Consider the following 24,927-nt stretch of genomic DNA (forward strand, 5'->3'; position numbering starts at 1 on the left):
CTTGAAAGATCATTCAACTACTTAAAACGATCGGCATTATGTAAAATACAGCCCTTTTTAGCGTAGATGCCGTGATTAGGCTTCTAACTTAGCAAACTCGGCTTTTTGCTCTTTTAGTTTGTCCATATCGCGGCTCAGATCGGCCATCTTGGCGCGCTCTTTATCGATAACTGCTGGCGGTGCTTTCGCCACGAAGCCTTCATTGGATAATTTACCTTCGATACGGGCAATCTCTTGAGTCAGCTTTTCAAGCTGTTTGTCGATACGAGCCATTTCGGCTGCTACATCCACCAGACCTGCCATCGGAATTAATAATTCCATTTCGCCAATCAGACCTGTGGTCGACATTGGCGCCGTTTCACCTTCACCAAGAATTGTCATACTTTCTAAGCGTGCAAGCGTTGTGAAGAAGGCTTGGTTAGCTTCAACACGGGCTTTGTCTTGGGCACTCACGCCACGCAGTAGGGCATTTAATGGCTTAGAAGGCGCTATATTGAGCTCTGCACGGATATTACGAACCGCAACAATGACTTGCTTAACCCATTCGAGATCGGCCATCGCGGTCGCATCTACTTTGGCAGCATCATAGCTTGGGAATGGTGCCAGCATGATGGTGTCGCCTTGGGCGCCTGTCAGTGGTTTAACGCGTTGCCAGATGGTTTCAGTGATGTATGGCATCATCGGGTGCATCAGACGTTGCATCGCTTCTAACACATTGACCAGTGTATGGCGGGTGCCACGCATTTGCGCTTCATTGCCGTTTTGCAGCACTGGCTTAGTTAACTCTAAGTACCAATCGCAGAACTGGTTCCAAGTGAACTCATACAGTGTGTTAGCAGCGAGGTCGAAGCGATAGTTTGCCATGTGGTCGTCATAGGTTTTTACGGTTTGGTTGAATAAACCGATGATCCAGCGATCCGCCAGCGACAATTCCATCTCGCCGCCTTGGTAGTCCGGAGAGTTCGGGCCGCAATCTTGGCCTTCGGTATTCATCAATACGTAACGTGACGCGTTCCAAAGCTTGTTACAGAAGCTGCGGTAACCGTCCAAACGCTTCATGTCCCAGTTGATATCACGGCCAGTTGAGGCCATTGCCGCTAGGGTAAAGCGCAGGGCATCAGTACCGTGGGCTTCGATACCATTTTCAAATTCTTTACGGGTGATCTTTTCGATCTTGGCGGCTAGTTGAGGTTGCATCATGTTGCCGGTGCGTTTTTCAACGAGGGCTTCTAGATCGATACCGTCGATCATATCCAATGGGTCAAGTACGTTGCCCTTAGATTTTGACATCTTGTTACCCGCTTCATCGCGGATAAGGCCGGTCACATAAACGGTTTTAAATGGCACCTGTGGCTTACCGTCTTCATCTTTGATGAAGTGCATGGTCATCATGATCATACGGGCAACCCAGAAGAAGATGATGTCAAAACCCGTTACCAACACATCGGTAGGGTGGAAGGTTTTTAAATCTTCAACATTGTCAGGCCAGCCTAAGGTCGAGAATGTCCACAGGGCAGAGCTGAACCAAGTATCCAGTACGTCTTCATCTTGGCGCAGGGCGATAGCATCATCGATATTGTGCTTAGCACGCACTTCAGCTTCGGTGCGGCCCACATAAACTTTACCGTTCGCATCGTACCAAGCGGGGATGCGGTGACCCCACCATAATTGGCGAGAGATACACCAATCTTGAATGTCGCGCATCCAAGAGAAGTACATGTTTTCGTACTGCTGCGGCACAAACTTAATATCGCCATTTTCAACGGCTTCGATGGCAGTTTTCGCCATAGGCGCAACGGCAACGTACCATTGGTCGGTCAGCATCGGCTCAATAACTACGCCTGAGCGGTCACCGTAGGGCACTTTTAGGCTGTGTGGCGCGATTTTTTCGAGCAGACCTAAGGTTTCAAACTCTGCCACGATTGCATCACGGGCTTTGAAACGATCTAAACCTGCGAAACGCTCAGGTAGGCTGCCATCTAAGGTGGTGTTGATGGTGCCATCGGTATTGACGACTTCGGCTGATGCGCGAATGGCCGCATCTAAGGTCAACACGTTGAACATGGGCAGCTTATGGCGCTTACCAACTTCATAGTCATTAAAGTCGTGGGCAGGGGTGATTTTCACGCAACCTGTACCAAAAGCCATGTCCACATAGTCATCGGCAACGATTGGGATGCGACGATTAACGATAGGCAGCAGAATAAATTTGCCGATCAGTGCTTGATAACGCTCATCGTCTGGATGAACTGCAACCGCGCTATCGCCTAACATAGTTTCTGGACGCGTGGTGGCGACTTCGAGGTAATCTTTACCGTCAGCAGTCAGTTCGCCATCGGCTAATGGATAACGCAGATGCCACATGTGGCCTTGCTTTTCTTTGTTTTCCACTTCGAGATCAGAAATCGCGGTATGCAGCTTGGGATCCCAGTTTACTAAGCGTTTACCACGGTAAATCAAATCATCTTCATAGAGACGGACAAACACTTCTTGAACGGCTTTAGACAAGCCTTCGTCCATGGTAAAACGCTCACGGTCCCAATCCACAGAGGCGCCCATACGACGTAGCTGCTTAGTGATGGTGCCGCCCGATTGCGCTTTCCATTCCCAGACTTTTTCCATAAAAGCATCGCGGCCAAGATCATGGCGGCTCTTGCCTTCTTCGGCTTCAAGCTTACGCTCAACCAGCATTTGAGTCGCAATACCCGCATGGTCAGTACCGACTTGCCACAGGGTGTTTTTACCCTTCATACGTTGGTAGCGGATCAGGGTATCCATGATGGTATCTTGGAAAGCGTGACCCATGTGCAGACTGCCCGTCACATTGGGCGGTGGGATCATGATGCAATAGTTGCCCTGTGAGGCATCGCCGTGGGGCTTAAAGTAACCTTGCTCTTCCCAGTTTTGGTAAAGAGTCTGCTCAATGGACTGAGGATCGTATGTTTTTTCCATGGGAACGTATCTGTCTCAAGCTAAATTAAGTGGATGTGTTGCTAAATTTTGGGTTGTTAATTCAATCCCTAAGCCACGATATTGGCGGTAGCGTTCACGTGCTATCGCCTTATGTTGGTCGTCATTAGCTACAAAATCGAAGATTTGACCAAAGTTTACCGCAAATGGCGGTACTTGGTCTGCAAGATTAATCAGAAGTTGACGACTTTTGTTAGGTCCAAGTCGATCAAAACCGATTTCAACGGGGGAACCCGTGGTTGGGCCTTCACCTTTGAGGTTATGGGGGACAAATGCACTGGGTTCAAACTGCCATAGTAACTCGTCGATTTCGAAGGCGATGTTCTTGTCCTGACAGTGAATATAGACCTGCTGCTGGTTTATAAATCCCTGTTGGGCCAAGCGGCAAGCCAATTGATACATGTCACTAAAGGCCGTGTTCACGCCCATCGGCGGCAGTAGATAAAACAGCGCTTGAGTCATGATTTCAATGCCTTGCTTTGAGTTATGGACGAACGGGTAAGTCTACACTAAAACTCGAGCTGGGTTAACGCTTCGCTCTGGGGTTTTTAGCGGTAGATTAAGCTACGGGGGACAGGTGTTTCACTTAAACAGTTACTGTGCGAAATGTTCACTAATTTGAGAACAAGCTTAATACTAAGTGCTTATATAAATGGTTGAACGACTATGGAGTATAAAAGCAAAGCGCACCCGAAGGTGCGCTGGTTGAAAGACTGGTCAAACAAACTATTCCTCCTAGGTTATTGAGCATTGTTATTAAAGGATTCATTGACGCTTTGTGAATAAACAAACAGATATTGCATTAGATTTGTTTATTCAGCATGTTAACTCACTTTTCAACTTACAACTTTAGCTTACATTTTCACTTACGATTACACTTTAGAACATAGATAAAGAAATCTGGCCGATATTAGTACTTAAAAAGGTACTGGGTATTTTGCTGTTAAGCAGCTCGCCTTGTTCCGTGTTATCTAAATTCTTTTTACTCACTATTTGTAATATGCCCAATTGCTCATATTACCGATAACGCTATTAACCTCCTCATATTGTTTGACTGTTAAGAAGCTAATTCACCTAAAGTGGCCTTTCATGGTACCTATGTGGCTCTATTGCTAACGTCCTCCTCTTGGTTGTTACATTTGTGCTTGAAGAGTGTGTAAGACTTAAACTGGCAATATGATGTAGTAGGTTACTCCTTAATGATCGACTCGTGAGTTAACACCCCTTAGTGTATTTGTCGTTAGTTTTTGGTCATCGGTTTGTACTTTTAGTAACCTCGCATCTCATTTGATAACCAGATGGGAAACGCATAAACATTACAGCTTGGCGTTACCGAATTTATGTGGCTGCTTTAATGCTTTATGTGACTACCTGTGTCACTGTTTTTGAGTGTGAGTTTTGTATGGCGGCGTACTCCTTCTTGTGGTGGTATTAAATGCTATTAAGCTGAAATTCACATCACTTCGATTCTGCTGTCACTTAGTAAAGTGTAGTAGTTATTTAAAGGTTCACACTCTTTTTACTGGCCATTAGGATGGCCTATCAAACTTTTGCTAAAAAATGTGACCTATTAAACCTTATCTACTTTTATGCTCTCGAAGTGATGTGGTCTCGCACTACATCGAGTAACTTAAGCTGCATCTTCCTCCTCGTAATCATCCTCGACATTAATAGCCTCTTCGGGATGAGCAATGGATGTAAAACGTTGTGCTTCAGGTTTGTGGGTTAATCGATTGAGTTGCTTCTCTAATTTTTGGCCCATAGCAGTGATAGCTGCATAAAGATTATCGTGTTTAGCTTGAGCAAAAAGTTCTCCATTTCGGATGCCAACCGACGCTTCAATTTTGAAACCAGGTTTCTCCTCGGTAATAATGACATGGGGATTAATCAACTGCACATCATGTCTAGAAAGTTTCTCCAAACGGCTTTCAATGCGTTCACGGATTGGGGCAGTTACTTCTAATTGCTTGCTCGTAATCTTTAGCATATGTCGAACCTTCTATTTATTTTCTTCAGTTTCAGATTACCAATCTACACCTTTAAAAACGAGATCTAAATCACATTTTTTGTCCGGTTAGATACTGTTCGTTGGATATTTGATCGCTTAGACAAATCTCGGTGATTCTTAGCCAAAAAGGCTTGTATTGGCTATCAGAACAGGCCATATTTGATGGGATAACTCTGCAGTCTTTCCTATCATTTACCTATCTTTACTTTAAGTTTTTCATTAGATCCCGATAAAATACCTTCACTTATTTCATTGTTTCGTCGAGTGGCAGGTATTATGGAAACCGAACATATCAAAGTTAAGGTCTGGGATTTACCCATACGCTTTTTTCACTGGGGCATGGTGGCCCTAATGGCCTTATTGTGGTGGAGCGCCGAAGTGGGCGAAATGCAATGGCACCAGATCTTTGCTTATAGTCTGTTGATCTTGATTGGCTTTCGTCTTTTGTGGGGCTTAATTGGCAGTGATACAGCCAGATTTAGCCACTTCGTGCACCACCCTAGGGTTGTGTTTGAGTATTTAAACGAAGTTCGATCAAAGGGCGTGTCTGTGGTATTAGGACATAATCCTATGGGCGGTTATATGGTAATTGTGTTGATTGCCATTATTAGCTTACAGCTAATTACTGGACTGTTTGCTACGGATGATGTGTTTACCGAAGGTCCGCTATACAGCTATGTGAGTGCTGATACGGGTTCGTTTCTCACTTGGTTACATAAGATGAATTTTAACCTGATCTTAGCCTTAACTGCCGTGCATGTGTTGGCGGTTATTGTGCACGCGCTTAAAGGTGACAAGTTAGTAGGTGCGATGGTTAGCGGTTACAAGCGTGTATCTAAGCTTGAGTACGCAAAGTTAGAGTCTCAGTTGGTTTTTAAATCACTGTGGCTGGCATTAATCCTGCTGTTAATCATCGCAGGGGTTGTATTTACTTATTTGATGTGGCCTGTAGTGCAAGTGCTTTAGCGAATGCTCAGGAGTAAAAAGCCTGCATATTGCAGGCTTTTTACAAGCGATTACGAGAACATTAATCTTTTTTGTAAACGTCATGGCAGCCTTTACAGCTCTTGCCTGTATCCATAAAGGCTTGCTTGATTTCAGCTTGGTCACCTTTCTGAGCAACAGTCGCTAAAATTGCAGCATTTTCTTGGAAGGTTTTCATCTTAGCGTCAAAGTCAGCCTTGTCTTGCCATACTTTGGCTAGGGCTTCGGTATCGCCTTTATCTGAACCTTCAATAAAGCCTTCGAAAGGGATGTGTGAAAGCGCAGCGACATTTTTTGCGCGCATCGCAAAGGTTTCAGCATCGAAAGGCTTTTTACCTTTCATCATGGCGCCCATATCACCAAAGTTATAAGCAATTAAGCTGAATCCAGATTGGCGATATTGAATCGCATCTTTTGCATCTTCAAAATTGTGTGCTTGAGCAGTTGAAGCCAATAAGGTACCGGCAACGAGAGTTAGGAGTAATTTTTTCATCGTATTCTCACAAATTAGCGTCGAAGTGTGACATTGCTCTGCTATTGTACACAAATTAACTCAATGTACTAGAAGCAAATTTGTCAGTTTTTGTCTAGATAAGAGGGATAAACGTAACAAGTTATTTGCCGGCAGAGTAAATCTGCTAAACTGCCGTTGTAATGCTTAAACAATACTTATGGGGCGATTATGCGAGCCAATTGGGACTTAGTATTAGAAAAAATTTTGAGCCATGGGAATTATGAAGAGCTGTCGGTATTGTTTCATTTATTGCTGACCGAGGAAGAGCGCAGCGCTATTGCCGGTCGGCTAAAAGTCTTCCAGCTATTGCTAAATGGAGAAATGAGCCAGAGACAAATTGCTGCCGAGTATCAGGTGAGTATTGCGACTATTACCCGTTGTTCTAACTATTTAAAGAATATGGCACCCAGCCATAGGGATAAAATCCAACAGCTTATCAGTTAATTATTTGGGCTCCATTGGACTAGATATTTGATTAAAACTGGGGAGTTGTCGGTATTTTATGTCGGCGGTGGATGGAGCGTCTAACGAGAATATAAAAACTATAACTGAGTAACATAATGGCCAGCAAAGGATAAAGATTTTTAGGGAAAAATTTAAAAATAGCTAAGGCAGAAAAGAGATAAATAAAAGGCAATAAATCGTAAATTGTCTTAGGTAGATATCCAGATTTTCGGCGTTTTACAGGATCGGTTCGGCGATTTTGAGAACGTAAATTGTAAATTCTGGCGCCCAAAACAAACACAACAAGAGCAGCAATCAGCGCATAATCAGGTTCTAGCAGCATAAAGCTTAAACAGCCTAGTACCATATAGCCAAAGGGTAAAACTTCATATACTGGTTTTGCTAACATATGCACTCCGTTGCGTGATGTTTATATCGATTTGAAAATATTGTTTTTTCAGCTGAAAATGCTGTTTGATTTTAAACTTCCCTATTTACCTGCTGATTATAATCATTTGGCGATAAAAAAAGCACCTCCTTATTTAAGGAAGTGCTTTTTTATCAGCTCCTCTGGGAGGGCTATTAGGCTTGTGAACCTACATTAGCCGCGGCAGCCGCAGCCACCGTTGCCATCACATCCCGCTTTAGGTGTGTCACAAGCTTCGTGATCATGGTCATGGTGGTGATGCCCATGGTCATCAGAACCCCCGCAGCAGCCACCAACATCATGACCTGAGCCACCACAGCATCCGCCGCCATGGTCATGTTCATGGCTGTGTCCATGACTGCCACATCCGCCGTGTGCATGAATATGTCCATGGGCAATTTCTTCAGCTGTCGCTTCACGTACATCGATGACTTCAATGCTAAAGCTGAGTGCTTGGCCTGCTAATGGATGGTTGCCATCAACAATCACAACATCATCTTTAACTTCGATGACTTGAACTGGACGCTGGCCCATTTCAGTTTCTGCAATAAAGCGCATACCTGGCACGATGTCTTCGATATCACCAAATGCTTCTAATGGTACTGCCTGGCGAAGGCCATCATGGTACGGACCATAGGCCTCTTCGGCACTGATCGTCACGTCCAGTTTTTCGCCCTTAATTTTACCTTCTAATGCGGCTTCTAATCCTGGGATTAGGTTTTCTGTACCATGCAGATACAACATTGGTTCGGCATCAAAAGAGTCTTCTAAAAGTCTGCCTTCTTGATCTGATAAACGGTAATGAATGGTTACCGCGCTGTGTTGGGTGATCTTCATATCGCCTCCGGTTCGGAATGTGCGCGCATAATAACGCGCTTTTAGGGTGCTGGCGATAATTTGAAGTTGCTTATGTTAGATATCGCACAGCTTTTTGTGAGTTCGATTTACTGAGATTAATGACGATACAAAAGATGAATTGTGGTTTTTTATGAGTTGCCCTTTGTTATGTGTGGAAACAGACTGAAATGCTTTAATTTTCGAATGATGAAAAAATATCATTATAAATTATTTATTTTTTAATAGGTTAAATTGATTGTAATTGTCTAGCATTACGTTTACGTAAACAGTTTTGTATTGATGAAAACGTATTTTTAGCCTATGAAAACTTGATATTTATTAATCTTGAATCACTAATTTACTCAAGTGAAAGATTTGTGCATAAATAATCCAGTTTGGGGGTTGACAAGGTTAGGTGAAAAAGGCAATTCTGTTTAACATCACATTGACATAGATAAGTCTAAACGTATGCATAGCCTTGGTTTCGTAGTAATTACCATTATTACAACCACCACTACAACCAGAGTGGGGGCGGGCTGATACACCCTAAAGAATTTTAACGACGAGCCCGCTTCCCACAAAGAAGCGGGCTTTTTTGTTTTTAGCTTATGTTTCTTAGTCGGGCGCGGTACAGGAGATCAAGATGAAAGTGATGAAATTTGGTGGTACCTCGCTTGCAAATTGGCAGCGATTTTCAATGGCGGCGGATATTGTGGCCAAGGCAGCGAAAGCTGAGCCAGTCGCGACAGTGCTCTCTGCGCCTGCAACAGTGACAAACGCTCTGCTTGAAATGGTCGATGTGGCGGTGAAAGGGGAAGATTATTCACCAGTCATTCAACACGTTGAGCGGGTGTTTACCTCGCTCTATCAGGATGCGGTCAGTTCTGGACTCTCTAGTAGCCAGAGCGAAGTGCTGTTCGCCGGACTAAGCGCGCAGCTTGCACGTTGGCATGACAGATTACGCGGTATTACGCTGTTGCAGGAATGCCCTGACGGGGTGCGCGCCGAGATCGTGGTTGCGGGTGAGCGTTTGTCTGCTGCGTTGATGGAGCAAGTCATGCTGGCAAAAGGCATTACTTCGGCGCAGCTAGACCCACGTGAACTATTTTTAGGCCGTGGTCGTCCGCTAGAATCCGTGGTCGATATTGCCGTCAGCAAACCGCGATTTAAAAATCTTGCCCTCGATGAGAAGCGGGTTTGGGTGATGCCCGGCTTTACCGCCGCCGATGAAGACGGCAAGGTTGTGACCTTAGGCCGTAACGGTTCTGATTACTCTGCTGCCGTGCTGGCCGCTTGTTTAGATGCTTCAAGCTGCGAGATTTGGACCGACGTTGACGGCGTATACAATACCGATCCTCGGGTTGTTACCGATGCTAAGTTGTTGTCACAGCTCAGTTATCAAGAGGCGATGGAGCTGTCTTACTTTGGGGCTAAGGTGCTGCATCCTAAAACTATTGCGCCTATCGCCCAGTTCCACATCCCCTGTTATATCAAAAACAGCTTTAATCCCGATGCGCCCGGCACTCTGGTATCGAATCAGGCCGATGAAAGCGGTTTGCAGGTGAAGGCCATTTCTAATCTGGATAATCAAACCATGTTTGATGTATCAGGCCCTGGTATGAAAGGCATGGTCGGCATGGCGAGTCGCACACTGGCTGCAATTTCCCGTAGTGGCGTTTCTGTGTCACTCATCACCCAGAGTTCTTGCGAATACAGCATCAGTTTTTGTGTGGCGACCAGTGAGTCCGCCAAGGTGAAATCGGCGCTTGAGCAAGAGTTTGAGTTAGAAATTAAAAGTGACTTGCTAGAACCGATTGCAATGCGCCATGACTTAGCCATTGTCTCGTTAATTGGCGATGGCATGCGTACCCATAAAGGTGTGGCGGCGCGGTTTTTCCAAGCATTAGCACAGGCGAGTGTGAATATTATCGCGATTGCCCAAGGCTCTTCTGAACGTTCTATTTCAACTGTGATTGAGCAGCGAAAGACCAAACATGCGGTTGCAGCCTGTCATCAGGGCTTTTTCGATGTGCAGCAGTATTTAGATGTGTTTTTAGTGGGGTGCGGTAACGTTGGCGCAGGCTTACTGGAGCAGATCAAACAACAGGCGAGCGTGCTAAAAGAGCAGCACATTAGCATTCGTGTCTGCGGTATCGTCAATTCAAGCAAGATGTTACTCGATAGTGCGGGTATTGATTTAAACAATTGGCAAAACCTGCTTGCCGACAGTCAGCAGCCAAGCGATTTATCTGCGCTATTGGCGTGGGTGAAAGAGCAACAGTTATTAAACCCTGTGCTGGTGGATTGTACTTCAAGCGATCAAGTATCGAACCAGTATTTAGAGGTGATGAACGCGGGCATGCACGTTGTGACGCCAAATAAAAAGGCTAACACTCGCGATTACGCCTATTACCAAGCTTTGCGTCAAACAGCATTAAAGCAACGTCGGCAGTTTCTGTATGAGACCAACGTGGGCGCAGGATTACCCGTTATCGATAACTTGAAAAAACTGTTATTCGCCGGTGATAAATTGCACAAGTTTAATGGCATTTTGTCAGGCTCCTTATCCTTTATCTTCGGTAAACTTGATGAGGGGATGTCACTTTCTGAGGCGACTAAACTGGCGCGGGAAAAATGCTTTACTGAACCTGATCCTCGCGATGATTTAAGTGGCATGGATGTGGCGCGTAAGGTACTGATTTTGGCCCGTGAAGTGGGTTTGAAACTTGAACTAAATGATATTGTTGTCGACTCAGTCTTACCCGCAGGTTTTGATGATTCAGGCGATGTGGAAAGTTTTATGGCGCGTTTACCCGAGGCTGATGCGGCGATTGCGGCGCGAGTGGCGGAGGCGAAAGCGCAGGGTAAAGTGCTGCGTTATGTCGGGCAGATTGAAGAAGGCGCGTGTTATGTGCGTATCACCGAAGTCGATGTTACCGATCCACTTTATAGCGTAAAAGGCGGTGAAAACGCCTTGGCATTCTACAGCCGTTATTATCAGCCGATTCCCTTTGTGCTACGTGGTTATGGTGCGGGCACAGAAGTGACTGCGGCAGGTGCCTTTGCCGATGTATTAAGAACCTTAAATTGGACTCGTGAGGTGAGTGTATGAGTTTGACCATTTACGCTCCCGCCTCTATGGGTAATGTGGGTGTGGGTTTTGATTTATTGGGCGCTGCACTTGCGCCCATTGATGGCAGTTTACTCGGCGATAGAGTCACGATTGCGGCGGCGGATGCTGGGGTGAGTCTCACTCAAGTGGGAGCTTGGGCGCATAAGTTACCCAGCAATCCCGAGGAGAATATCGTCCATCAATGCGCGGTGTTTTTCTTAAAAGCCCTTGGGAAAGAAAACCAAGGCGTGGCATTAACCCTAGAAAAAAACTTGCCCGTCGGCAGTGGCTTAGGTTCGAGCGCCAGTTCAGTGGTTGCAGCGCTTTACGCGCTTAACGAGCATTTTGAGCGTCCATACGATAAGCAAGCGCTACTCGAACTCATGGGCGAATTTGAGGGCAAGATTAGCGGAAGCGTGCATTACGACAACGTCGCGCCCTGTTATTTGGGCGGTATGCAGCTGATGCTCAATGTACCCGGCGCTATCTGTGAGGCTATTCCCAGTTTTAAACAATGGTATTGGGTGGTGGCGTATCCTGGGATTTCACTCTCAACGGCCATGATGCGTAAACTCATGCCAGAACAATACGATAAGTCTGTGGCCATCGATTTTGGGCGTTATTTGAGTGCTTTTGTGCACGCCTCTTATCAGCAAAACGCCAAGCTTGCGATTCAAGTATTAAAGGATGTATTGGCTGAACCTTACCGCGCGGCGGCGATTCCGGGTTATGACAATGCCAGAGCAGCGCTCGCCGAATTAGGCATGTTAACTACTGGCATCTCGGGCAGTGGGCCAACCCTGTTTTCTGTGACTGACGATCTCGCGATCGCTAACGCCGCTAAGGCGTGGTTAGAGGCTCATTATCTGACCGAAGCGGGGGGCTTTGCCCATGTGTGCCGCCTCGATGAGCAAGGCACGCGCCGAGTCGATTAATTTTTCTTACTTTTAAAAGCATTAAGCCCAAGCCTTAAAGGTTTGGCAGATAAGGTCGAGTGAGCATGAAACTATATAATTTAAAACACCCTTCGCAGAAAGTGAGCTTTAAAGAAGCGGTGCAATTAGGACTTGGTAAAGACAGAGGGCTGTTTTTTCCTACTCAAATCCCAGTGTTGCACGACATCGAGGCGCTGCTGGCGATGCCTTTTGTCGAGCGCAGTAAAAAAGTGCTCGGCGCTTGGCTTGCCTCAGAGCTTGGACAAGACGCGGTAGATAAACTGGTCGAGCGTGCCTTTAATTTCGATTTGCCCTTGGTGGCGGTCGATGACCAGCGCTCGTGCCTTGAGCTTTTCCATGGGCCAACTTTAGCATTCAAGGATTTTGGTGCGCGCTTTATGGCGCAATGCATCAATGCCTTTGCCCATGACTCGCGCTTAACCATTCTAACCGCGACCTCGGGTGACACTGGGGCGGCTGTGGCCGATGCCTTTTACGGCCTAGATAAAGTCAATGTTGTGGTGCTTTATCCTAAGGGCAAGATCAGTGAGCTACAGGAAAAGATGTTCACCACCTTAGGCAAGAACATCCACACAGTCGCGGTTGAGTCAGATTTCGATGCTTGCCAGCACTTAGTCAAACAGGCATTTGAAGATAGCGATGTGCGAGATGGTTTGCATTTAAACTCGGCTAACTCTATCAACATCAGTCGCTTACTGGCACAGATTTGTTATTACTTCGAAGCGGTTGCTCAGTCAAAACAGCGTCATAAGGCCGATCCTGTGATTGCCGTGCCCAGTGGTAATTTTGGTAATCTCACCGCGGGTTTGTTTGCTAAAGCCATGGGGTTACCCGTTAAACGTTTTATTGCCGCCACTAATGCGAATGACACTGTGCCACGCTATTTAGAGAGTGGCGATTGGCAGCCTAATCCCACTCAAGCCACTATGTCCAATGCGATGGATGTGAGCGAGCCAAGTAACTGGCCGCGCGTTGAAGCTATTTGCGAGAAACTCGGTTGGCCATTGGCAGACTTAGTGGGGATTCGCCTGTCAGAGGTGCAAACCTCGGAGGCGTTGGCAGATCTTTATGCTAAAGGTTATGTATCTGAGCCCCATGCAGCGATTGCCGCTAAAGCGTTAACCCTTAACTTAGTGCCTGGTGAAGTGGGGATATTTTTAGGTACGGCTCATCCCGCTAAGTTTAAGGATGTGGTCGACAGGGAGCTTGCCCTTAACTTACCCCTTCCGCCTGAATTAAAAGCGGTAGAGCACAAAACAATATTATCGGCTGAATTAGCAGCTGATTTTGCCCAGCTAAAAAACCATTTATTTGCGGTATTAAAATAGGGCATGTTGACGTTTCGAGATTAAATTTTGTTCGTTCTGGCAAGCTCATGCTCACGAAGCGAGGAATGAAGTGTAGTTATTCTACTCAAATGACGAGTGACAAAGAGCAAGTGCTTGCCAGACGAACCCTTTGGGCAGCACTTGGCTGAAGTTTCTGCTGCGTTATCGTCCGTTTATGTAGAATGCTACACAGCACTGACTTTGCCTTGCATAAACATCAGCCAAATTGCTGCAAAAATAACCCTGAAACGTCAACACGCCCTAATCTTTTAAACGACGATAAACAGGAACTTGATGAAATACAAAGGGAGTCGTTTGACTCCTTTTGTATAGATGTTTTTATTATTGTTCACGCTAGTTCGACCAATGGACTGTACAGAGCAACTTGATGGCATCAAGTTGGGATGCCGACTAAGCTTAGATCGAGTCATAAATAAGCCGTAGTAGCTTACATAGCATTAAGCCGTAAAAACTGAGCATTAAGCCGTAAAATCATCGAAGAATAACTCGCGACGGGGCAACGATAATGCCAAAGTGCATTTTTCAGTTTAGCCATATCTTGCTGTTATATATTTTTATTTTCCCCGCTTGGAGTGTTCCATCCGAAGCGAATGCTTCCGCTTGTTCGAATCCCATTAAAGTCGGTTATAACGATTGGCCTCCCTATGCCTGGCAAGATATGCAGGGGGAGGCTCAAGGACTGGATGTTGAATTACTGCGCGCGTTTGCTGAGTTTTTGGGATGTGAGATTAACTTTATCAATGTCCCTGCGAAGCGTTCACATCAAATGCTGAAAAGTGGCTCACTAGATATAATGATGGGTGCTACAAAAACCGTCGAGCGTGAAGAATATTCATTTTTTTCAGATCCCTACCGTGATGAAGAAGTGCGCTTATTCGTATTAGATGAAAACAAAGACAATGTTAAGTTAGAACGATGGCAGGATATTTTTACTCAAAAGTTGCGGCTATTAGTGCCAATCAGTGGTTGGTATGGTGCCGATTATGAGAACACTCGAGAACGTTTAGCACTGGAAAACTTATTGATACTGAGTCCTGATGTCGACAAATCAGTGCAAATGCTCACTTATGACAGAGCGGATCTGATGATTGGGGATGCTATAGCGATGCCCTATATTGCGAGTCAACACCAAGGGATCAGGTTATCAGCACTTAAACCGATATTGGACCATAATCCGATACACTTAATGCTAAGTAAGCAGAGTATGTCTCCCCTACAGTTAGCGCAATTTAATCGTGCCATTAAGGCGTTAACAATCAATGGTGAAATTGCGCGAATTGTCTATAAATGGCAGCAAATTTCGCTGGCACAGCAATCGAAAATCAGCAATCAACATGGTCCATTTTATCGCTTGTATGCTGGGTTATTAACGTTTGATATAGCAAGATAAGCGCTATTCTAATGAGTATGCAAAATGGTAAGTCTATGACACATTTGCTAAAACATCTCTTATTTTAAGTTACTGCTCTCTCTATCAATTTCTGCTAGCTTGTTGGGTTACTGGGTTAGACTTTGGGTCATTATTGGTGAATTTTGCCCACTTGAAAGTCCATTGCTAACAATAACAATAGGATAGAGATTACACATGAAACTTCGTCACTCCGTTGCCTGCTGCATGCTCGCCCTTGGCACTTTGTCTGCAGCGCAGGTATTTGCAGCACAATCGACTAGCAATCAAGGTTATTACCGCGCGCCAGCGTTGCATGACCAGACCTTAGTGTTTACCGCTGAAGGGGATCTGTGGACGCAAACCCTAGGCCAAAAGGCGGCGACGCGCTTGACTACCTTGCCAGCTGAAGAACTGGGCGCGGCAATGTCTGCCGATGGTAAATGGGTGGCCTATGTGGCCAATTACGAGGGCGCGAGTGAGGTCTATGTTATTCCTGTGACGGGCGGTGTTGCAAAACGAGTGAGTTTTGAAAATAGCCGAGTGCGCGTGCAAGGGTGGACCAGTAAAGGAGAGGTGCTTTATTCCACCGACACTGGCTTTGGCCCCGCGAATAATTGGATGCTGCGACTGGTGAACCCTGAAACCTTGGCGACGACCGACTTACCACTTGCCGATGCGGTGGAAGGGGTGATCGATGCCAATAATCAGTATGTCTATTTTACCCGTTTCGGCCTGCAGGTGACGGGCGATAATGCAAAAGTATATCGCGGCGGCGCTAAGGGCGAATTATGGCGCTTTAAACTGGGTGGTAAAGACGAGGCACAATTACTTAGCAAGCAGCACCAAGGCTCGGTCCGCCAACCTATGCTATGGCAAGACAGACTCTATTTTATTAGCGATAGCGATGGTAATGACAATCTCTGGTCAATGGCGCTTGATGGCAGTGATGCTAAACAGTTGACTCAGTATAAAGATTGGCAAATGCGCGCTGCCCGTATGGATCAAGGCAAAGTGGTGTTCCAGTTGGGCGCAGATATTCATGTTTTTGATATCGCCTCCGCTAAAGACTCATTATTAGATATTGAATTAACCTCCGATTTTGCCCAACGTCGCGAACATTGGGTAAAAGATCCGATGGATTATGCGACCTCCGCTAATCTTGCCCTTGCTGGCGATAAAGTGGTGATTACCGCCCGCAGTCATGTGGCGATTGCTGGGACTGATGGCTCGCGGTTAGTGCAAGTCGCGCTTCCTGGCACTTATCGGGTACGCAATGCCATTCTGAGTCAGGACGGCAAGTCGGTTTACGCCATCAGCGATATGAGCGGCCAACAGGAAATTTGGCAATTTCCTGCCGATGGCAGCAGTGGTGCTAAACAGCTTACTAAAGATGGTCATACTTTTAGAATGTCGCTGAGTCAGTCAAGCGATGGTCGTTATCTTGCCCATGACGATAACGACGGTAATGTGTGGCTATTGGATTTAAAGAAAAATACAAACCAAAAAATCATCAGCAACGGTGAGGGACTTGGTCCCTACGCTGATATTCGCTGGTCTAGTGACAGTCGTTTTATCGCGCTAACCAAAGCTGAAATCGGCAAGCAAAGGCCACAAATCGTACTCTATTCGGTGGATGAGAATAAGGCCCAAGCACTCACCAGTGACAAGTATGAATCCTATTCACCGACTTTTAGTAGTGATGGCCAGTGGTTATATTTCCTCTCCAATCGCCAGTTTACCGCAACGCCAAGTTCACCTTGGGGTGACCGCAATATGGGGCCAGTGTTTGATAAGCGCAGCCAGATTTTTGCGATCGCCTTAGTGAAGAATGCCAAGTTCCCCTTCAGTAAACCAACGGAATTAGTGGCAAAGGCGGCAGAAAAAGCTGACTCAAAAGATAAACCGACGCCTGTAAAAATTGATTGGGCGGGAATTAGCGAGCGTTTATGGCAAGTACCTGTTGATTCGGGTAATTACAGCCAGCTATCCGCCATTGATGGTCGTTTGTATGTACTCGACCAAGCGATTGGTGACGAAAGCCAACCTAATCTCATGACAGTTAAGTTCACTGAACAGCGCCCTAAAGTCGAAGTGTTTGCTGAAGATGTGGCTAACTACAGTGTCTCTGCTGATGGTCAAAAGTTGTTGCTGCGTAAACAAAGTGATGAAAAGTCGCTGATGATTGTTGATGTGGGCGATAAACTCGGCGATACCGACAATGCCAAGGTACAGACTGACCAATGGCAATTAGCGATTTCGCCAAGCTTAGAATGGCAACAAATGTTTGAAGATGCGTGGTTAATGCATAGAGATTCCTTCTTCGATAAAAAAATGCGCGGTCTCGATTGGCAGGCAACCAAGGCTAAGTACCAACCATTACTCGCACGTTTAACGGATCGTAATGAGCTAAACGATATCTTTATGCAGATGATGGGCGAGTTAGATTCGTTGCACTCGCAGGTGCGTGGTGGTGATTTGCCGAAGGACCCTGACGCGGCGAAGGGCGCGAGTTTAGGCGCTCGATTACAGCAAACTAGCGACGGGGTGAAAATTGCCCACATTTATCGAAATGATCCCGAACTGCCGAGCCAAGCATCACCTTTGAGCCGTATTGAAGTCGATGCGAAAGAAGGCGATGTGCTACTCGCCATCAATGGCACGCCGGTGGGCAATGTGGCTGATGTGACCCGCTTATTGCGTAATCAACAGGATAAGCAAGTGTTACTGGAGCTTAAACGTGGTAGCCAAAGCCATAAAACCGTGGTGATGCCTGTGAGCACTCTGGTCGATGGCCAATTACGTTATTTAGATTGGGTTAATCATAATGCTGAGGTCGTGACCAAGGCGAGCCAGGGCAAGATGGGTTATCTGCACTTATATGCCATGGGCGGCGGCGATATTGAGAGCTTCGCCCGTGAGTTTTACACCAATTATGATAAAGACGGTCTGATTATCGACGTTCGCCGTAACCGCGGTGGCAATATTGATAGTTGGATTATCGAAAAACTGTTACGCCGCGCCTGGGCATTTTGGCAGCCAACCCATGGCACGCCTAATACCAATATGCAGCAAACTTTCCGTGGGCATTTAGTGGTGTTAACCGACGAGCTGACTTACTCAGATGGTGAAACCTTCTCGGCGGGGATCAAGGCGCTGGGGATTGCTCCGCTGATAGGTAAACAAACCGCAGGTGCTGGCGTATGGTTATCGGGTCGTAACTCACTCACAGATAAAGGGATGGCGCGGGTCGCCGAATATCCGCAGTATGCGATGGATGGTCGCTGGGTACTCGAAGGTCATGGTGTAACACCGGATATCGAGGTGGATAACTTACCCTTTGCGACCTTTAACGGCCACGATGCACAGCTCGAAACCGCCATTAGCTATCTTAAGGATGAATTGATTAAGCAGCCTATTCCAGCATTGAAGGCGCAACCTATGCCAGCGAAAGGTATGGCGGAAGATATAAAGGCTAAGTAGTTGGCTTAACGTAAATTTTTAACCGAAATTTAAGCTAATTCAGCTAAGCTGAGTCTGTTCAATGTTAGGGCGTGGTCTTGTAGTTCCCAAGACCACGCCCATTTTTTTGCCTATAGATTTGGTGCTGGTTAACGGTTCATCGTTATTTTTGCGGCAAGGTAATTGGTCTATGGCAAGTCTATCTGCATGAACTTGCCTATAACCATCAAAACTTTATTTGAATATCCGTTGCTAAGCTATTAGCGATAAAGCAGTTTGCATGGGCTTTTTCGTGAATTTTCTCAAGTGTTTCCTGAGTGACTTCCACACCTTCAGCAAAAACGACCTTAGGATTTAAGATCATTTTAGTGACGGCAAGTTTACCAGCTTCATTTTTTCCTAGTTCCGCAGATGCTTCATCGACATAGGACACGACGGGGAGGCGTTTGAGGTGCGCAATAGCGAGGAAGGTCAGCATATGGCAGGAAGACAGCGCCGCGAGTAGGCTTTCCTCTGGATTGACAAAATGTGCATTGCCCTTGTATTCAGGGGCTGAGGATGCCTGAATCGTTTGACCGCTGCCAAACGTAATACTGTGGTCACGGCAGAATTCGCCTTCTTCGGCTGGAGAGGTTTGCCAATTCACCGTTAAGTTAAAGCCCATGTTTTTCTCCTCATAGCAGGACATCAGGGCACTATAGCTTAGCTAAAAAGACTTCTCCAGCATGGGGCGCACAGTTTAGTGCGCCACCTGTGAAACGGCTTAGATCCCACCACTTAACAGCAAGCTGCCAGTCAATACACTGCCGGTGACTATGCCAATGGGAAGGTGGCGTGGGCTGTAGCTTAGGGTCAAAATCACTAACATTGCGGCTAGCGAGATGATCCCCATAAACAGAATACTGCCATAGGCCCAGCCTTGCCCGTGGGCGCAGGTGCTTAAGCTGATGATTAATAACAGCCAAGCAAACAGGGTTAACAGGCGGCTCTGCCATTGTGACGGAGGGCGTTTAAACACATCCTTAAAATGGCCAAACTTGGCTAACGCAAACAGCGCAAGGGAGAGATAACTAAGCCCGAGAATGCCGAGCATAGGGATAAATTCTGGCATCATGATTTTGCTTCCTCCAAGGGAGACGACGAGGCAAGTTCGTTAGCATAACTCGGATCTGAGTGTTTTCTTCTGACTTTTTCAGCAGTAGCCGTATTTTTTCGACTCGGTTTTTGCAGTGTTTTGACCACAGCTGAGAGTCGTGTACTGGCAAATAACATCGCACTGCCCAGTAGTAGAGCGACTATATCAAACCCCACCAGTGCCCATTGTTGGCTGCGGATATTGTCAATAAAGTGGCTTGGCGAGGTAAATGCGTTCAGTACCGGCATCGCACAATAAAGTGCTCCAATGAGCATTAAGGCCAATTGCCAATGGCGTCTGCTTCTACCGAAAAATGCCCAAACGCCCATTGCCGCTAGGGCGATAAAGAAGCTGTGAACCTCCCAAGCAGAGCGAGTCGCAAAATCGACGGGTAACAGGCGGTTGGCATAAAAAAACGCTGCCGCTCCCAAGGGCAAGCCTAAGATAAACATGAAGTTTAAGCCTTCGACTAAGCGCAGACCACAGCTTGCTTTTTCACCTTTATCGATAGTTTTTTGCTGCTTCTGGCGTAGACGAATCGCCCACATTAAGGTGCCAGTGGCCACCATGGCACAGCCGAGTAAGCCGCAGAAGAAGAACAAAATACGTAGCAGTGGCGCGGCAAAACGCGCTGTATGTAGCGACATCATAGTGTCGTAGGTGGCAACCGTGGCAGACACTTCATGGGGGCTGGCGTATTTGAGTTCACCAGTCACACCGTTAAAGACTAAGATTGTCGACTCGTCGGTGACCTCTTTGCCAGTATTTTGGTAGAAGGTGACTTGGCTATTTTGATCTTTAGGATAAGAAACAATCACCTGCTTAATAGGCGCATCGCCCCATTCTGCCTGAACTTGGGGTAGCAGTTGGCTTAAGCGCACTTGCTCTGACTGAATTCCCGAGGCTTTTTCGGTTTGTCTCGCCGGATTGAGTTCTTTTAAAAAGGCTTGATTATCCTCAGGATAAGCTGTGCTCACCGTCCATGGGATATAGATCAGCATCAAGGTAATAAGGCCGGTATAGGTGATCATCAGATGATAAGGCAGCGCAATAACAGAACTGACATTATGGGTATCGAGCCAAGAGCGTGCGCCCTTGTTTTGACGAAAACTAAATAAATCCTTAAAGATACGCTTATGGATAACGATACCGCTGATAAGGGCAATCAGCATAAACATAGTGCAGACGCCCACAATGTAGCGCGCTGTAATGGCGGGCATATAGTGCAGGTCGAAATGTAAACGATAGAAGAAGTCACCCCCACGACTATCGCGGACGTCAGTGATGACGCCACTCCCATCAGCAAGTGCCGTATGTTGCTCGATTTTGCCACGACGTTGCCCTTTTTCAGGCGGCAGTTGCCAAGCAAAGCTAAGCATAGGACTGCGCTGGGTCGGAAAGTTTATTAACCAGCGTTGTGTTTCCGCTGGCGAATGACTCTCGATATAGTGTTGGCCCTTATCAAGCTGGCTTATTAATTGATTTGCTTGATAGTCTTGAAATGTACCGCGGTGAAGTTCTGGCTCAGCCCATAGGCTGATTTCATGGCGAAAATAACTCAGGCTGCCTGCAAAAAAGATCAGCAATAATACCCAGCAAACGAGTAAACCCGCCCAAGTGTGTAGCCAAGATAAGGTTCTAAAAAAGGTTTCTTTCATCTTACTGTCCACACACCTTAAGCAGAGTAAAACACAGGAGGCTAAATAACATCAGATCCCGCCACGCATGCCAGGTTTTACGCACGCAAAAGGCATAAATAATGGCGATGGCATAAAACAAGAATGCCAGCATATTGGCCGTTAATGTGCTCTCAAATCGAGACATTGGCAGTATTTGAGTCAGTAAACAGGCCAGCGTTGCCGCTGCAATATAGCCAGCAAATAACGCAGCACTCGCGCGAACAAATACCTGCAAACCAAATTGAGTTTGCTCTTGTTTTAGCCACCGAATGGCGGCTTGAAAATAACCCAATACAGGACGTACAGCTAACGCTGAGAGGGGGGAATTTGATGCTGGGATATGTGACATAAGTGCTACTTATTTCAGTCAATATTAAACGGTTAATCCAAATGCCAATTCAGCCATAGCTGAATACAGCGGGCATTCTAATGAGCTATCAGGCTATTGTTTTGATGATTATAACGCAGTTGATTTAAATGATAAACAATATCATTTGCATTTATTGAGGCGGTGCACAAAATATCCTTAACGCATTTTGAGTGCTAGCTCGCGTTATGCGTAACCCTGTGCAATATGTCACAAATGTTTGGTTTTATTGATGAGATTGATCTTACTTGTTTAGCATTTGGTTAAATTTTCTGCTTTCAGTGTGAACTTAATCAAAGTAGGTGTTCTGTCATTTTGGCAAAATCCCCTGCAACTTTCACTTGGAGTCATTTTGATATCCCTATGCAAACACATTCAAAAAAAGGTGAAAAACACCTATCTGAAAACGCAATCCTACTCTCTACGACCGATTTGAAAGGAAATATTAAGTACGTTAATCAAACCTTTTCGCAGATAAGTGAATATAGCGTTACTGAGTTGCAAGGGAGTCCTCACAATATCGTTCGTCACGAGGATATGCCTGCCGCTGCGTTTAAAATGCTTTGGGATAGAATTAAAAGCGGCAAACCTTGGATGGGCATAGTCAAAAACAAGACCAAAACTGGCGGTTACTATTGGGTCAATGCCTATGTTGCACCTGTATATGAAGATGGCAAAATTCATGAATATCAATCAGTACGTCGCCAGGCGACACCTGAGCAAATCAGAGCAGCTGAAGATGTTTATCAAGGCATTAATCAAGGTAAACAACCTAAAGCATTAAAAAAAGATAGATTAGGATTTCGGGGGAAAATTCTCTCCTCCATGTTTTTAGCTATTGCGGCGACGGCGTTTTTGGCATGTTACTCCCCTTTATTAGCCGCACTTGTGGGGGCTTTAGTTGCTTGGGTATTGTGGTACAAGCTTATGCAACCATTACAAGCATTAGTTAGCGTTGCTACTCATATTATTGATGATCCCGTCGCGATGGGGATTTATACCGGTAGACAGGATGACATCGGGAAAATTGATCTGGCTCTGCGGTTTTTAATTACTGAAATCGGTGGGGTTGTTGGCCGGATGGCGGATTCAGCAAGTGAAATACAAGAGCAGAGCGTCAATCTCAAACAAACCATCACTAATACCTGGGAGCATGCCGATAGTCAGAGTGTGCAAACCACCCAGGCGGCAACGGCAATGGAACAAATGAGTGCCAGTTTTGCTGAGGTAACAGATAATATCCATCGCACGGCATCTGAAATGGTCTCCAGCCATGAGGCTGCACAGCGCGGCCATTCACGGCTTGAAACTGTTATCGAAGCTATCCATCAACTGAGTGTGCAGGTGAGCCATTTTTCAGATGTCGTCCAAACCATAGAGCAGGATAGCCAAGCGATTTATCAAGTGTTAGAAGTTATTCGCTCTATCGCCGACCAAACTAATCTACTGGCGCTTAATGCGGCAATTGAAGCGGCACGGGCTGGGGAGACTGGCCGGGGATTTGCTGTCGTTGCCGATGAGGTGCGGCAATTGTCTAGCCGAACCAGTCAGTCAACTTCACAAATTGAGCAAATTGTCAGTCGCTTTAAAGACAGCACGCAAAAAGCGACATCGACGATGACGGCCGGACAGGAGCAGGTTAAGCGCTCAGTCTCTTTAGCACAGGATGCCAGTGTGGCTTTTGGTGAGTTGTTATCCTCTATCGCTCGGATCAACTCTTTAAGTGATGACAATGCCGCAGCAATGACTCAACAGACATCTGTAGCGGCGGAAATTAGTCGTGCTATCCATGTGATCAGCGATTTGGCACAGCAGAGTTTAGAGCAGACTCAAGATGCGGCGGCAAGGGGCGAGCAGGTTTCGCGCTTATCGACAAAAACTCATCACCTATCGCAGCAATTCTGGCAACAAAGCGTGCAGCGTAAGTATTAGCACTTAGCATTCAACTGGTTGGTTTATTTTTTTGTCGGTTATAAATCAACCAGTTAATTTATTTTAACGTTCCCGTATTGTGCCATTTCTTTGATGAGCCTCACATTTAGCTGCTGCTAATACCTGTTTCATTCGAAATATTTGTCTAGGGGGCTTGTGTTTTATTTGCCATGCCCCAAGCTCTAATAGTGAAGCGAAAAAAAAGTAAAGACACTAAAAGGGACAACCTATGAAAATTAATCTTTCTGGTCACCATGTCGATGTTACTGATTCTGTCAAAGAACACGTTAACGAAAAGTTTTCAAAAATCGCCACTCATTTCCCCACTCTCATTGGGCTTGATATCATTATTGCTAAGGAGCATGGCGAGTTTCAGGTTGAAATTCGAACAAATTACGAAGGCAGTCGCATCTCCGCCTCAGGTACGGATGAAATCATGTACCCCGCGATTGCTGCAGCAGCTAAAAAATTGGATGCTGCACTAAAACACCGTAAAGGTCAGTTAAAGGCCGATTTACATGAAAAGCCGACCTGCACAACGCCACCTATTGCCCATGAAATTATCCAAGAGATGGATTTACGCTAGTTTTTTTGCGGCAGTAATTACATTGAAAAGGGCCTTTAAGGCCCTTTTTCGTTGGTGTGATCCGTCCTAAATTAAGCCGATTTGTAAGCCTCTTAGTACTGCTTGAGTACGGTCTCGGCAATTGAGCTTAGCCAAAATGGTTGAAACGTGGTTTTTCACGGTTCCTTCGGCCAAAAATACTGCATCGGCGATTTCTTTATTGGAAAACCCTCCCGCCATATAGCGTAAAATCTCTTGCTCGCGAGCTGATAACAACGTTTGAGCTGCAATGTTGAGAGGCGCAGGAGATTGGTGCTGCATCTGTTCAAGTACTGAAGGTTCTATTAGATACTCGCCTTTGGCAACTGTTTCAATGGCATGCAGTAACTTATCCAGAGACACATCCTTCAATAAGAAGCCATTTGCGCCGGCATGTAAGCTATTTAAAAACAATTCGCTGTCATCAAAGGTGGTTAACATTATTACTGGTAAGGGATTTTGTGCGGCGCGAAGCTGTTTTAGCAAACTAATACCATCGAGCACTGGCATGCGAATATCGCTTAATAGCAAATCTACGGCTTCAATTTCCAGCAGCCTAAGTGCTTCTTGACCATTCTCGGCTTGCCAAGTCACCTTGATATGCTGAGAAATGGCAATTAGGCTCGCGATCCCCTGACGAACTAACTGTTGGTCTTCCACTAATCCCACCTTGATAGAGTGAGGTGCAGATGGGTTATCAGTTGTGATTGCCGATTGAAATTTTTCCATAAGTAGCGACTTATTCCTTGTAACCCGTTTT

The 24,927-nt window shown here is 45.9% G+C and carries 20 protein-coding genes; 9 read left to right on the forward strand and 11 right to left on the reverse strand.

Annotated elements, in window-relative coordinates:
* Positions 1–75 precede the first annotated feature (75 nt).
* The 3 genes from FJD32_RS06130 to raiA (FJD32_RS06140) all read right to left on the reverse strand — a co-directional run bounded on the left by FJD32_RS06130 (position 76) and on the right by raiA (FJD32_RS06140) (position 4,957).
* Positions 76–2,952, reverse strand: a complete 2,877-nt coding sequence (locus FJD32_RS06130; RefSeq protein WP_140907684.1) for a valine--tRNA ligase — start codon at positions 2,950–2,952, stop codon at positions 76–78.
* Positions 2,953–2,967: 15 nt separating this feature from the next.
* Positions 2,968–3,432, reverse strand: coding sequence for a DNA polymerase III subunit chi (locus FJD32_RS06135; RefSeq protein WP_037420941.1), 465 nt, complete (start codon positions 3,430–3,432; stop codon positions 2,968–2,970).
* 1,168 nt (positions 3,433–4,600) lie between these two features.
* The gene (gene raiA, locus FJD32_RS06140) at positions 4,601–4,957 is read right to left on the reverse strand and encodes a ribosome-associated translation inhibitor RaiA (protein WP_140907685.1); all 357 of its coding nucleotides are present in this window, start codon (positions 4,955–4,957) and stop codon (positions 4,601–4,603) included.
* A gap of 297 nt (positions 4,958–5,254) precedes the next feature.
* Here raiA (FJD32_RS06140) and FJD32_RS06145 point away from each other — a divergent pair, with 297 nt between their 5' ends.
* The gene (locus FJD32_RS06145; protein ID WP_055647788.1) at positions 5,255–5,944 is read left to right on the forward strand and encodes a cytochrome b/b6 domain-containing protein; all 690 of its coding nucleotides are present in this window, start codon (positions 5,255–5,257) and stop codon (positions 5,942–5,944) included.
* Between the two features lie 61 nt (positions 5,945–6,005).
* Here the strand turns inward: FJD32_RS06145 and FJD32_RS06150 are convergent, their stop codons facing one another.
* Complete coding sequence (locus FJD32_RS06150) at positions 6,006–6,455, reverse strand: cytochrome c (RefSeq protein ID WP_037420929.1); 450 nt, start codon at positions 6,453–6,455, stop codon at positions 6,006–6,008.
* A gap of 189 nt (positions 6,456–6,644) precedes the next feature.
* Here FJD32_RS06150 and trpR point away from each other — a divergent pair, with 189 nt between their 5' ends.
* Positions 6,645–6,920 (forward strand): trp operon repressor, encoded by a 276-nt coding sequence (trpR, locus tag FJD32_RS06155; protein WP_011073277.1) that lies wholly within the window; start codon positions 6,645–6,647, stop codon positions 6,918–6,920.
* Positions 6,921–6,951: 31 nt separating this feature from the next.
* Here trpR and FJD32_RS06160 read toward each other — a convergent pair whose 3' ends face one another.
* Both FJD32_RS06160 and slyD read right to left on the reverse strand, forming a co-directional pair.
* Positions 6,952–7,329: a hypothetical protein gene (locus tag FJD32_RS06160; RefSeq protein WP_037420926.1), complete on the reverse strand. Its 378-nt coding sequence runs from the start codon at positions 7,327–7,329 to the stop codon at positions 6,952–6,954.
* Between the two features lie 192 nt (positions 7,330–7,521).
* Positions 7,522–8,184, reverse strand: coding sequence for a peptidylprolyl isomerase (slyD, locus tag FJD32_RS06165; RefSeq protein WP_037420923.1), 663 nt, complete (start codon positions 8,182–8,184; stop codon positions 7,522–7,524).
* 643 nt (positions 8,185–8,827) lie between these two features.
* On the opposite strand from slyD, the gene thrA reads away from it, so the two are divergent.
* The 5 genes from thrA to FJD32_RS06190 all read left to right on the forward strand — a co-directional run bounded on the left by thrA (position 8,828) and on the right by FJD32_RS06190 (position 18,471).
* The gene (gene thrA / locus FJD32_RS06170; RefSeq protein WP_140907686.1) at positions 8,828–11,296 is read left to right on the forward strand and encodes a bifunctional aspartate kinase/homoserine dehydrogenase I; all 2,469 of its coding nucleotides are present in this window, start codon (positions 8,828–8,830) and stop codon (positions 11,294–11,296) included.
* Positions 11,293–12,231: a homoserine kinase gene (gene thrB / locus FJD32_RS06175; protein ID WP_140907687.1), complete on the forward strand. Its 939-nt coding sequence runs from the start codon at positions 11,293–11,295 to the stop codon at positions 12,229–12,231. Before thrA ends, thrB begins: the two co-directional genes overlap by 4 nt.
* Positions 12,232–12,296: 65 nt before the next feature.
* Entirely contained in the window at positions 12,297–13,580 is a 1,284-nt protein-coding gene (thrC, locus tag FJD32_RS06180; RefSeq protein WP_140907688.1) for a threonine synthase, read from the forward strand.
* 526 nt (positions 13,581–14,106) lie between these two features.
* Entirely contained in the window at positions 14,107–14,991 is an 885-nt protein-coding gene (locus FJD32_RS06185) for a transporter substrate-binding domain-containing protein (protein ID WP_055647795.1), read from the forward strand.
* Between the two features lie 195 nt (positions 14,992–15,186).
* Positions 15,187–18,471, forward strand: a complete 3,285-nt coding sequence (locus FJD32_RS06190; protein ID WP_140907689.1) for a S41 family peptidase — start codon at positions 15,187–15,189, stop codon at positions 18,469–18,471.
* A gap of 205 nt (positions 18,472–18,676) precedes the next feature.
* Here FJD32_RS06190 and FJD32_RS06195 read toward each other — a convergent pair whose 3' ends face one another.
* The 4 genes from FJD32_RS06195 to FJD32_RS06210 all read right to left on the reverse strand — a co-directional run bounded on the left by FJD32_RS06195 (position 18,677) and on the right by FJD32_RS06210 (position 21,613).
* Positions 18,677–19,114 (reverse strand): OsmC family protein, encoded by a 438-nt coding sequence (locus FJD32_RS06195; protein ID WP_055647797.1) that lies wholly within the window; start codon positions 19,112–19,114, stop codon positions 18,677–18,679.
* A gap of 99 nt (positions 19,115–19,213) precedes the next feature.
* A complete protein-coding gene (locus FJD32_RS06200; RefSeq protein ID WP_023266561.1) occupies positions 19,214–19,564 on the reverse strand; it encodes a DUF3325 domain-containing protein in 351 nt (116 codons plus the stop codon).
* Positions 19,561–21,243, reverse strand: coding sequence for a PepSY-associated TM helix domain-containing protein (locus FJD32_RS06205; protein ID WP_140907690.1), 1,683 nt, complete (start codon positions 21,241–21,243; stop codon positions 19,561–19,563). The genes FJD32_RS06200 and FJD32_RS06205 overlap by 4 nt, the downstream gene beginning before the upstream one ends.
* A gap of 1 nt (position 21,244) precedes the next feature.
* On the reverse strand, positions 21,245–21,613 hold the full coding sequence (locus tag FJD32_RS06210) for a DUF3649 domain-containing protein (protein WP_140907691.1): 369 nt from the start codon (positions 21,611–21,613) through the stop codon (positions 21,245–21,247).
* 381 nt (positions 21,614–21,994) lie between these two features.
* Between FJD32_RS06210 and FJD32_RS06215 the strand changes: the two genes are divergently transcribed.
* Positions 21,995–23,563 (forward strand): PAS domain-containing methyl-accepting chemotaxis protein, encoded by a 1,569-nt coding sequence (locus tag FJD32_RS06215; protein WP_140907692.1) that lies wholly within the window; start codon positions 21,995–21,997, stop codon positions 23,561–23,563.
* A gap of 229 nt (positions 23,564–23,792) precedes the next feature.
* On the forward strand, positions 23,793–24,149 hold the full coding sequence (gene raiA / locus FJD32_RS06220) for a ribosome-associated translation inhibitor RaiA (RefSeq protein ID WP_023266557.1): 357 nt from the start codon (positions 23,793–23,795) through the stop codon (positions 24,147–24,149).
* Between the two features lie 66 nt (positions 24,150–24,215).
* Here the strand turns inward: raiA (FJD32_RS06220) and FJD32_RS06225 are convergent, their stop codons facing one another.
* Positions 24,216–24,896 carry a response regulator transcription factor gene (locus tag FJD32_RS06225; protein WP_140907693.1) on the reverse strand — a complete coding sequence of 227 codons (681 nt, stop codon included), beginning with the start codon at positions 24,894–24,896 and terminating at the stop codon, positions 24,216–24,218.
* Positions 24,897–24,927 lie beyond the last annotated feature (31 nt).

Source organism: Shewanella sp. LC6 (genome assembly GCF_006385735.2).
Classification (GTDB): domain Bacteria; phylum Pseudomonadota; class Gammaproteobacteria; order Enterobacterales; family Shewanellaceae; genus Shewanella; species Shewanella xiamenensis.

Excerpts from the sequence above, each read along its gene's own strand:
- FJD32_RS06130 (WP_140907684.1), bottom strand. The coding sequence starts at position 2,952 with ATGGAAAAAACATACGATCCTCAGTCCATTGAGCAGACTCTTTACCAA.
- FJD32_RS06135 (WP_037420941.1), bottom strand. The coding sequence starts at position 3,432 with ATGACTCAAGCGCTGTTTTATCTACTGCCGCCGATGGGCGTGAACACG.
- raiA (WP_140907685.1), bottom strand. The coding sequence starts at position 4,957 with ATGCTAAAGATTACGAGCAAGCAATTAGAAGTAACTGCCCCAATCCGT.
- FJD32_RS06145 (WP_055647788.1), top strand. The coding sequence starts at position 5,255 with ATGGAAACCGAACATATCAAAGTTAAGGTCTGGGATTTACCCATACGC.
- FJD32_RS06150 (WP_037420929.1), bottom strand. The coding sequence starts at position 6,455 with ATGAAAAAATTACTCCTAACTCTCGTTGCCGGTACCTTATTGGCTTCA.
- trpR (WP_011073277.1), top strand. The coding sequence starts at position 6,645 with ATGCGAGCCAATTGGGACTTAGTATTAGAAAAAATTTTGAGCCATGGG.
- FJD32_RS06160 (WP_037420926.1), bottom strand. The coding sequence starts at position 7,329 with ATGTTAGCAAAACCAGTATATGAAGTTTTACCCTTTGGCTATATGGTA.
- slyD (WP_037420923.1), bottom strand. The coding sequence starts at position 8,184 with ATGAAGATCACCCAACACAGCGCGGTAACCATTCATTACCGTTTATCA.
- thrA (WP_140907686.1), top strand. The coding sequence starts at position 8,828 with ATGAAAGTGATGAAATTTGGTGGTACCTCGCTTGCAAATTGGCAGCGA.
- thrB (WP_140907687.1), top strand. The coding sequence starts at position 11,293 with ATGAGTTTGACCATTTACGCTCCCGCCTCTATGGGTAATGTGGGTGTG.
- thrC (WP_140907688.1), top strand. The coding sequence starts at position 12,297 with ATGAAACTATATAATTTAAAACACCCTTCGCAGAAAGTGAGCTTTAAA.
- FJD32_RS06185 (WP_055647795.1), top strand. The coding sequence starts at position 14,107 with ATGCCAAAGTGCATTTTTCAGTTTAGCCATATCTTGCTGTTATATATT.
- FJD32_RS06190 (WP_140907689.1), top strand. The coding sequence starts at position 15,187 with ATGAAACTTCGTCACTCCGTTGCCTGCTGCATGCTCGCCCTTGGCACT.
- FJD32_RS06195 (WP_055647797.1), bottom strand. The coding sequence starts at position 19,114 with ATGGGCTTTAACTTAACGGTGAATTGGCAAACCTCTCCAGCCGAAGAA.
- FJD32_RS06200 (WP_023266561.1), bottom strand. The coding sequence starts at position 19,564 with ATGATGCCAGAATTTATCCCTATGCTCGGCATTCTCGGGCTTAGTTAT.
- FJD32_RS06205 (WP_140907690.1), bottom strand. The coding sequence starts at position 21,243 with ATGAAAGAAACCTTTTTTAGAACCTTATCTTGGCTACACACTTGGGCG.
- FJD32_RS06210 (WP_140907691.1), bottom strand. The coding sequence starts at position 21,613 with ATGTCACATATCCCAGCATCAAATTCCCCCCTCTCAGCGTTAGCTGTA.
- FJD32_RS06215 (WP_140907692.1), top strand. The coding sequence starts at position 21,995 with ATGCAAACACATTCAAAAAAAGGTGAAAAACACCTATCTGAAAACGCA.
- raiA (WP_023266557.1), top strand. The coding sequence starts at position 23,793 with ATGAAAATTAATCTTTCTGGTCACCATGTCGATGTTACTGATTCTGTC.
- FJD32_RS06225 (WP_140907693.1), bottom strand. The coding sequence starts at position 24,896 with ATGGAAAAATTTCAATCGGCAATCACAACTGATAACCCATCTGCACCT.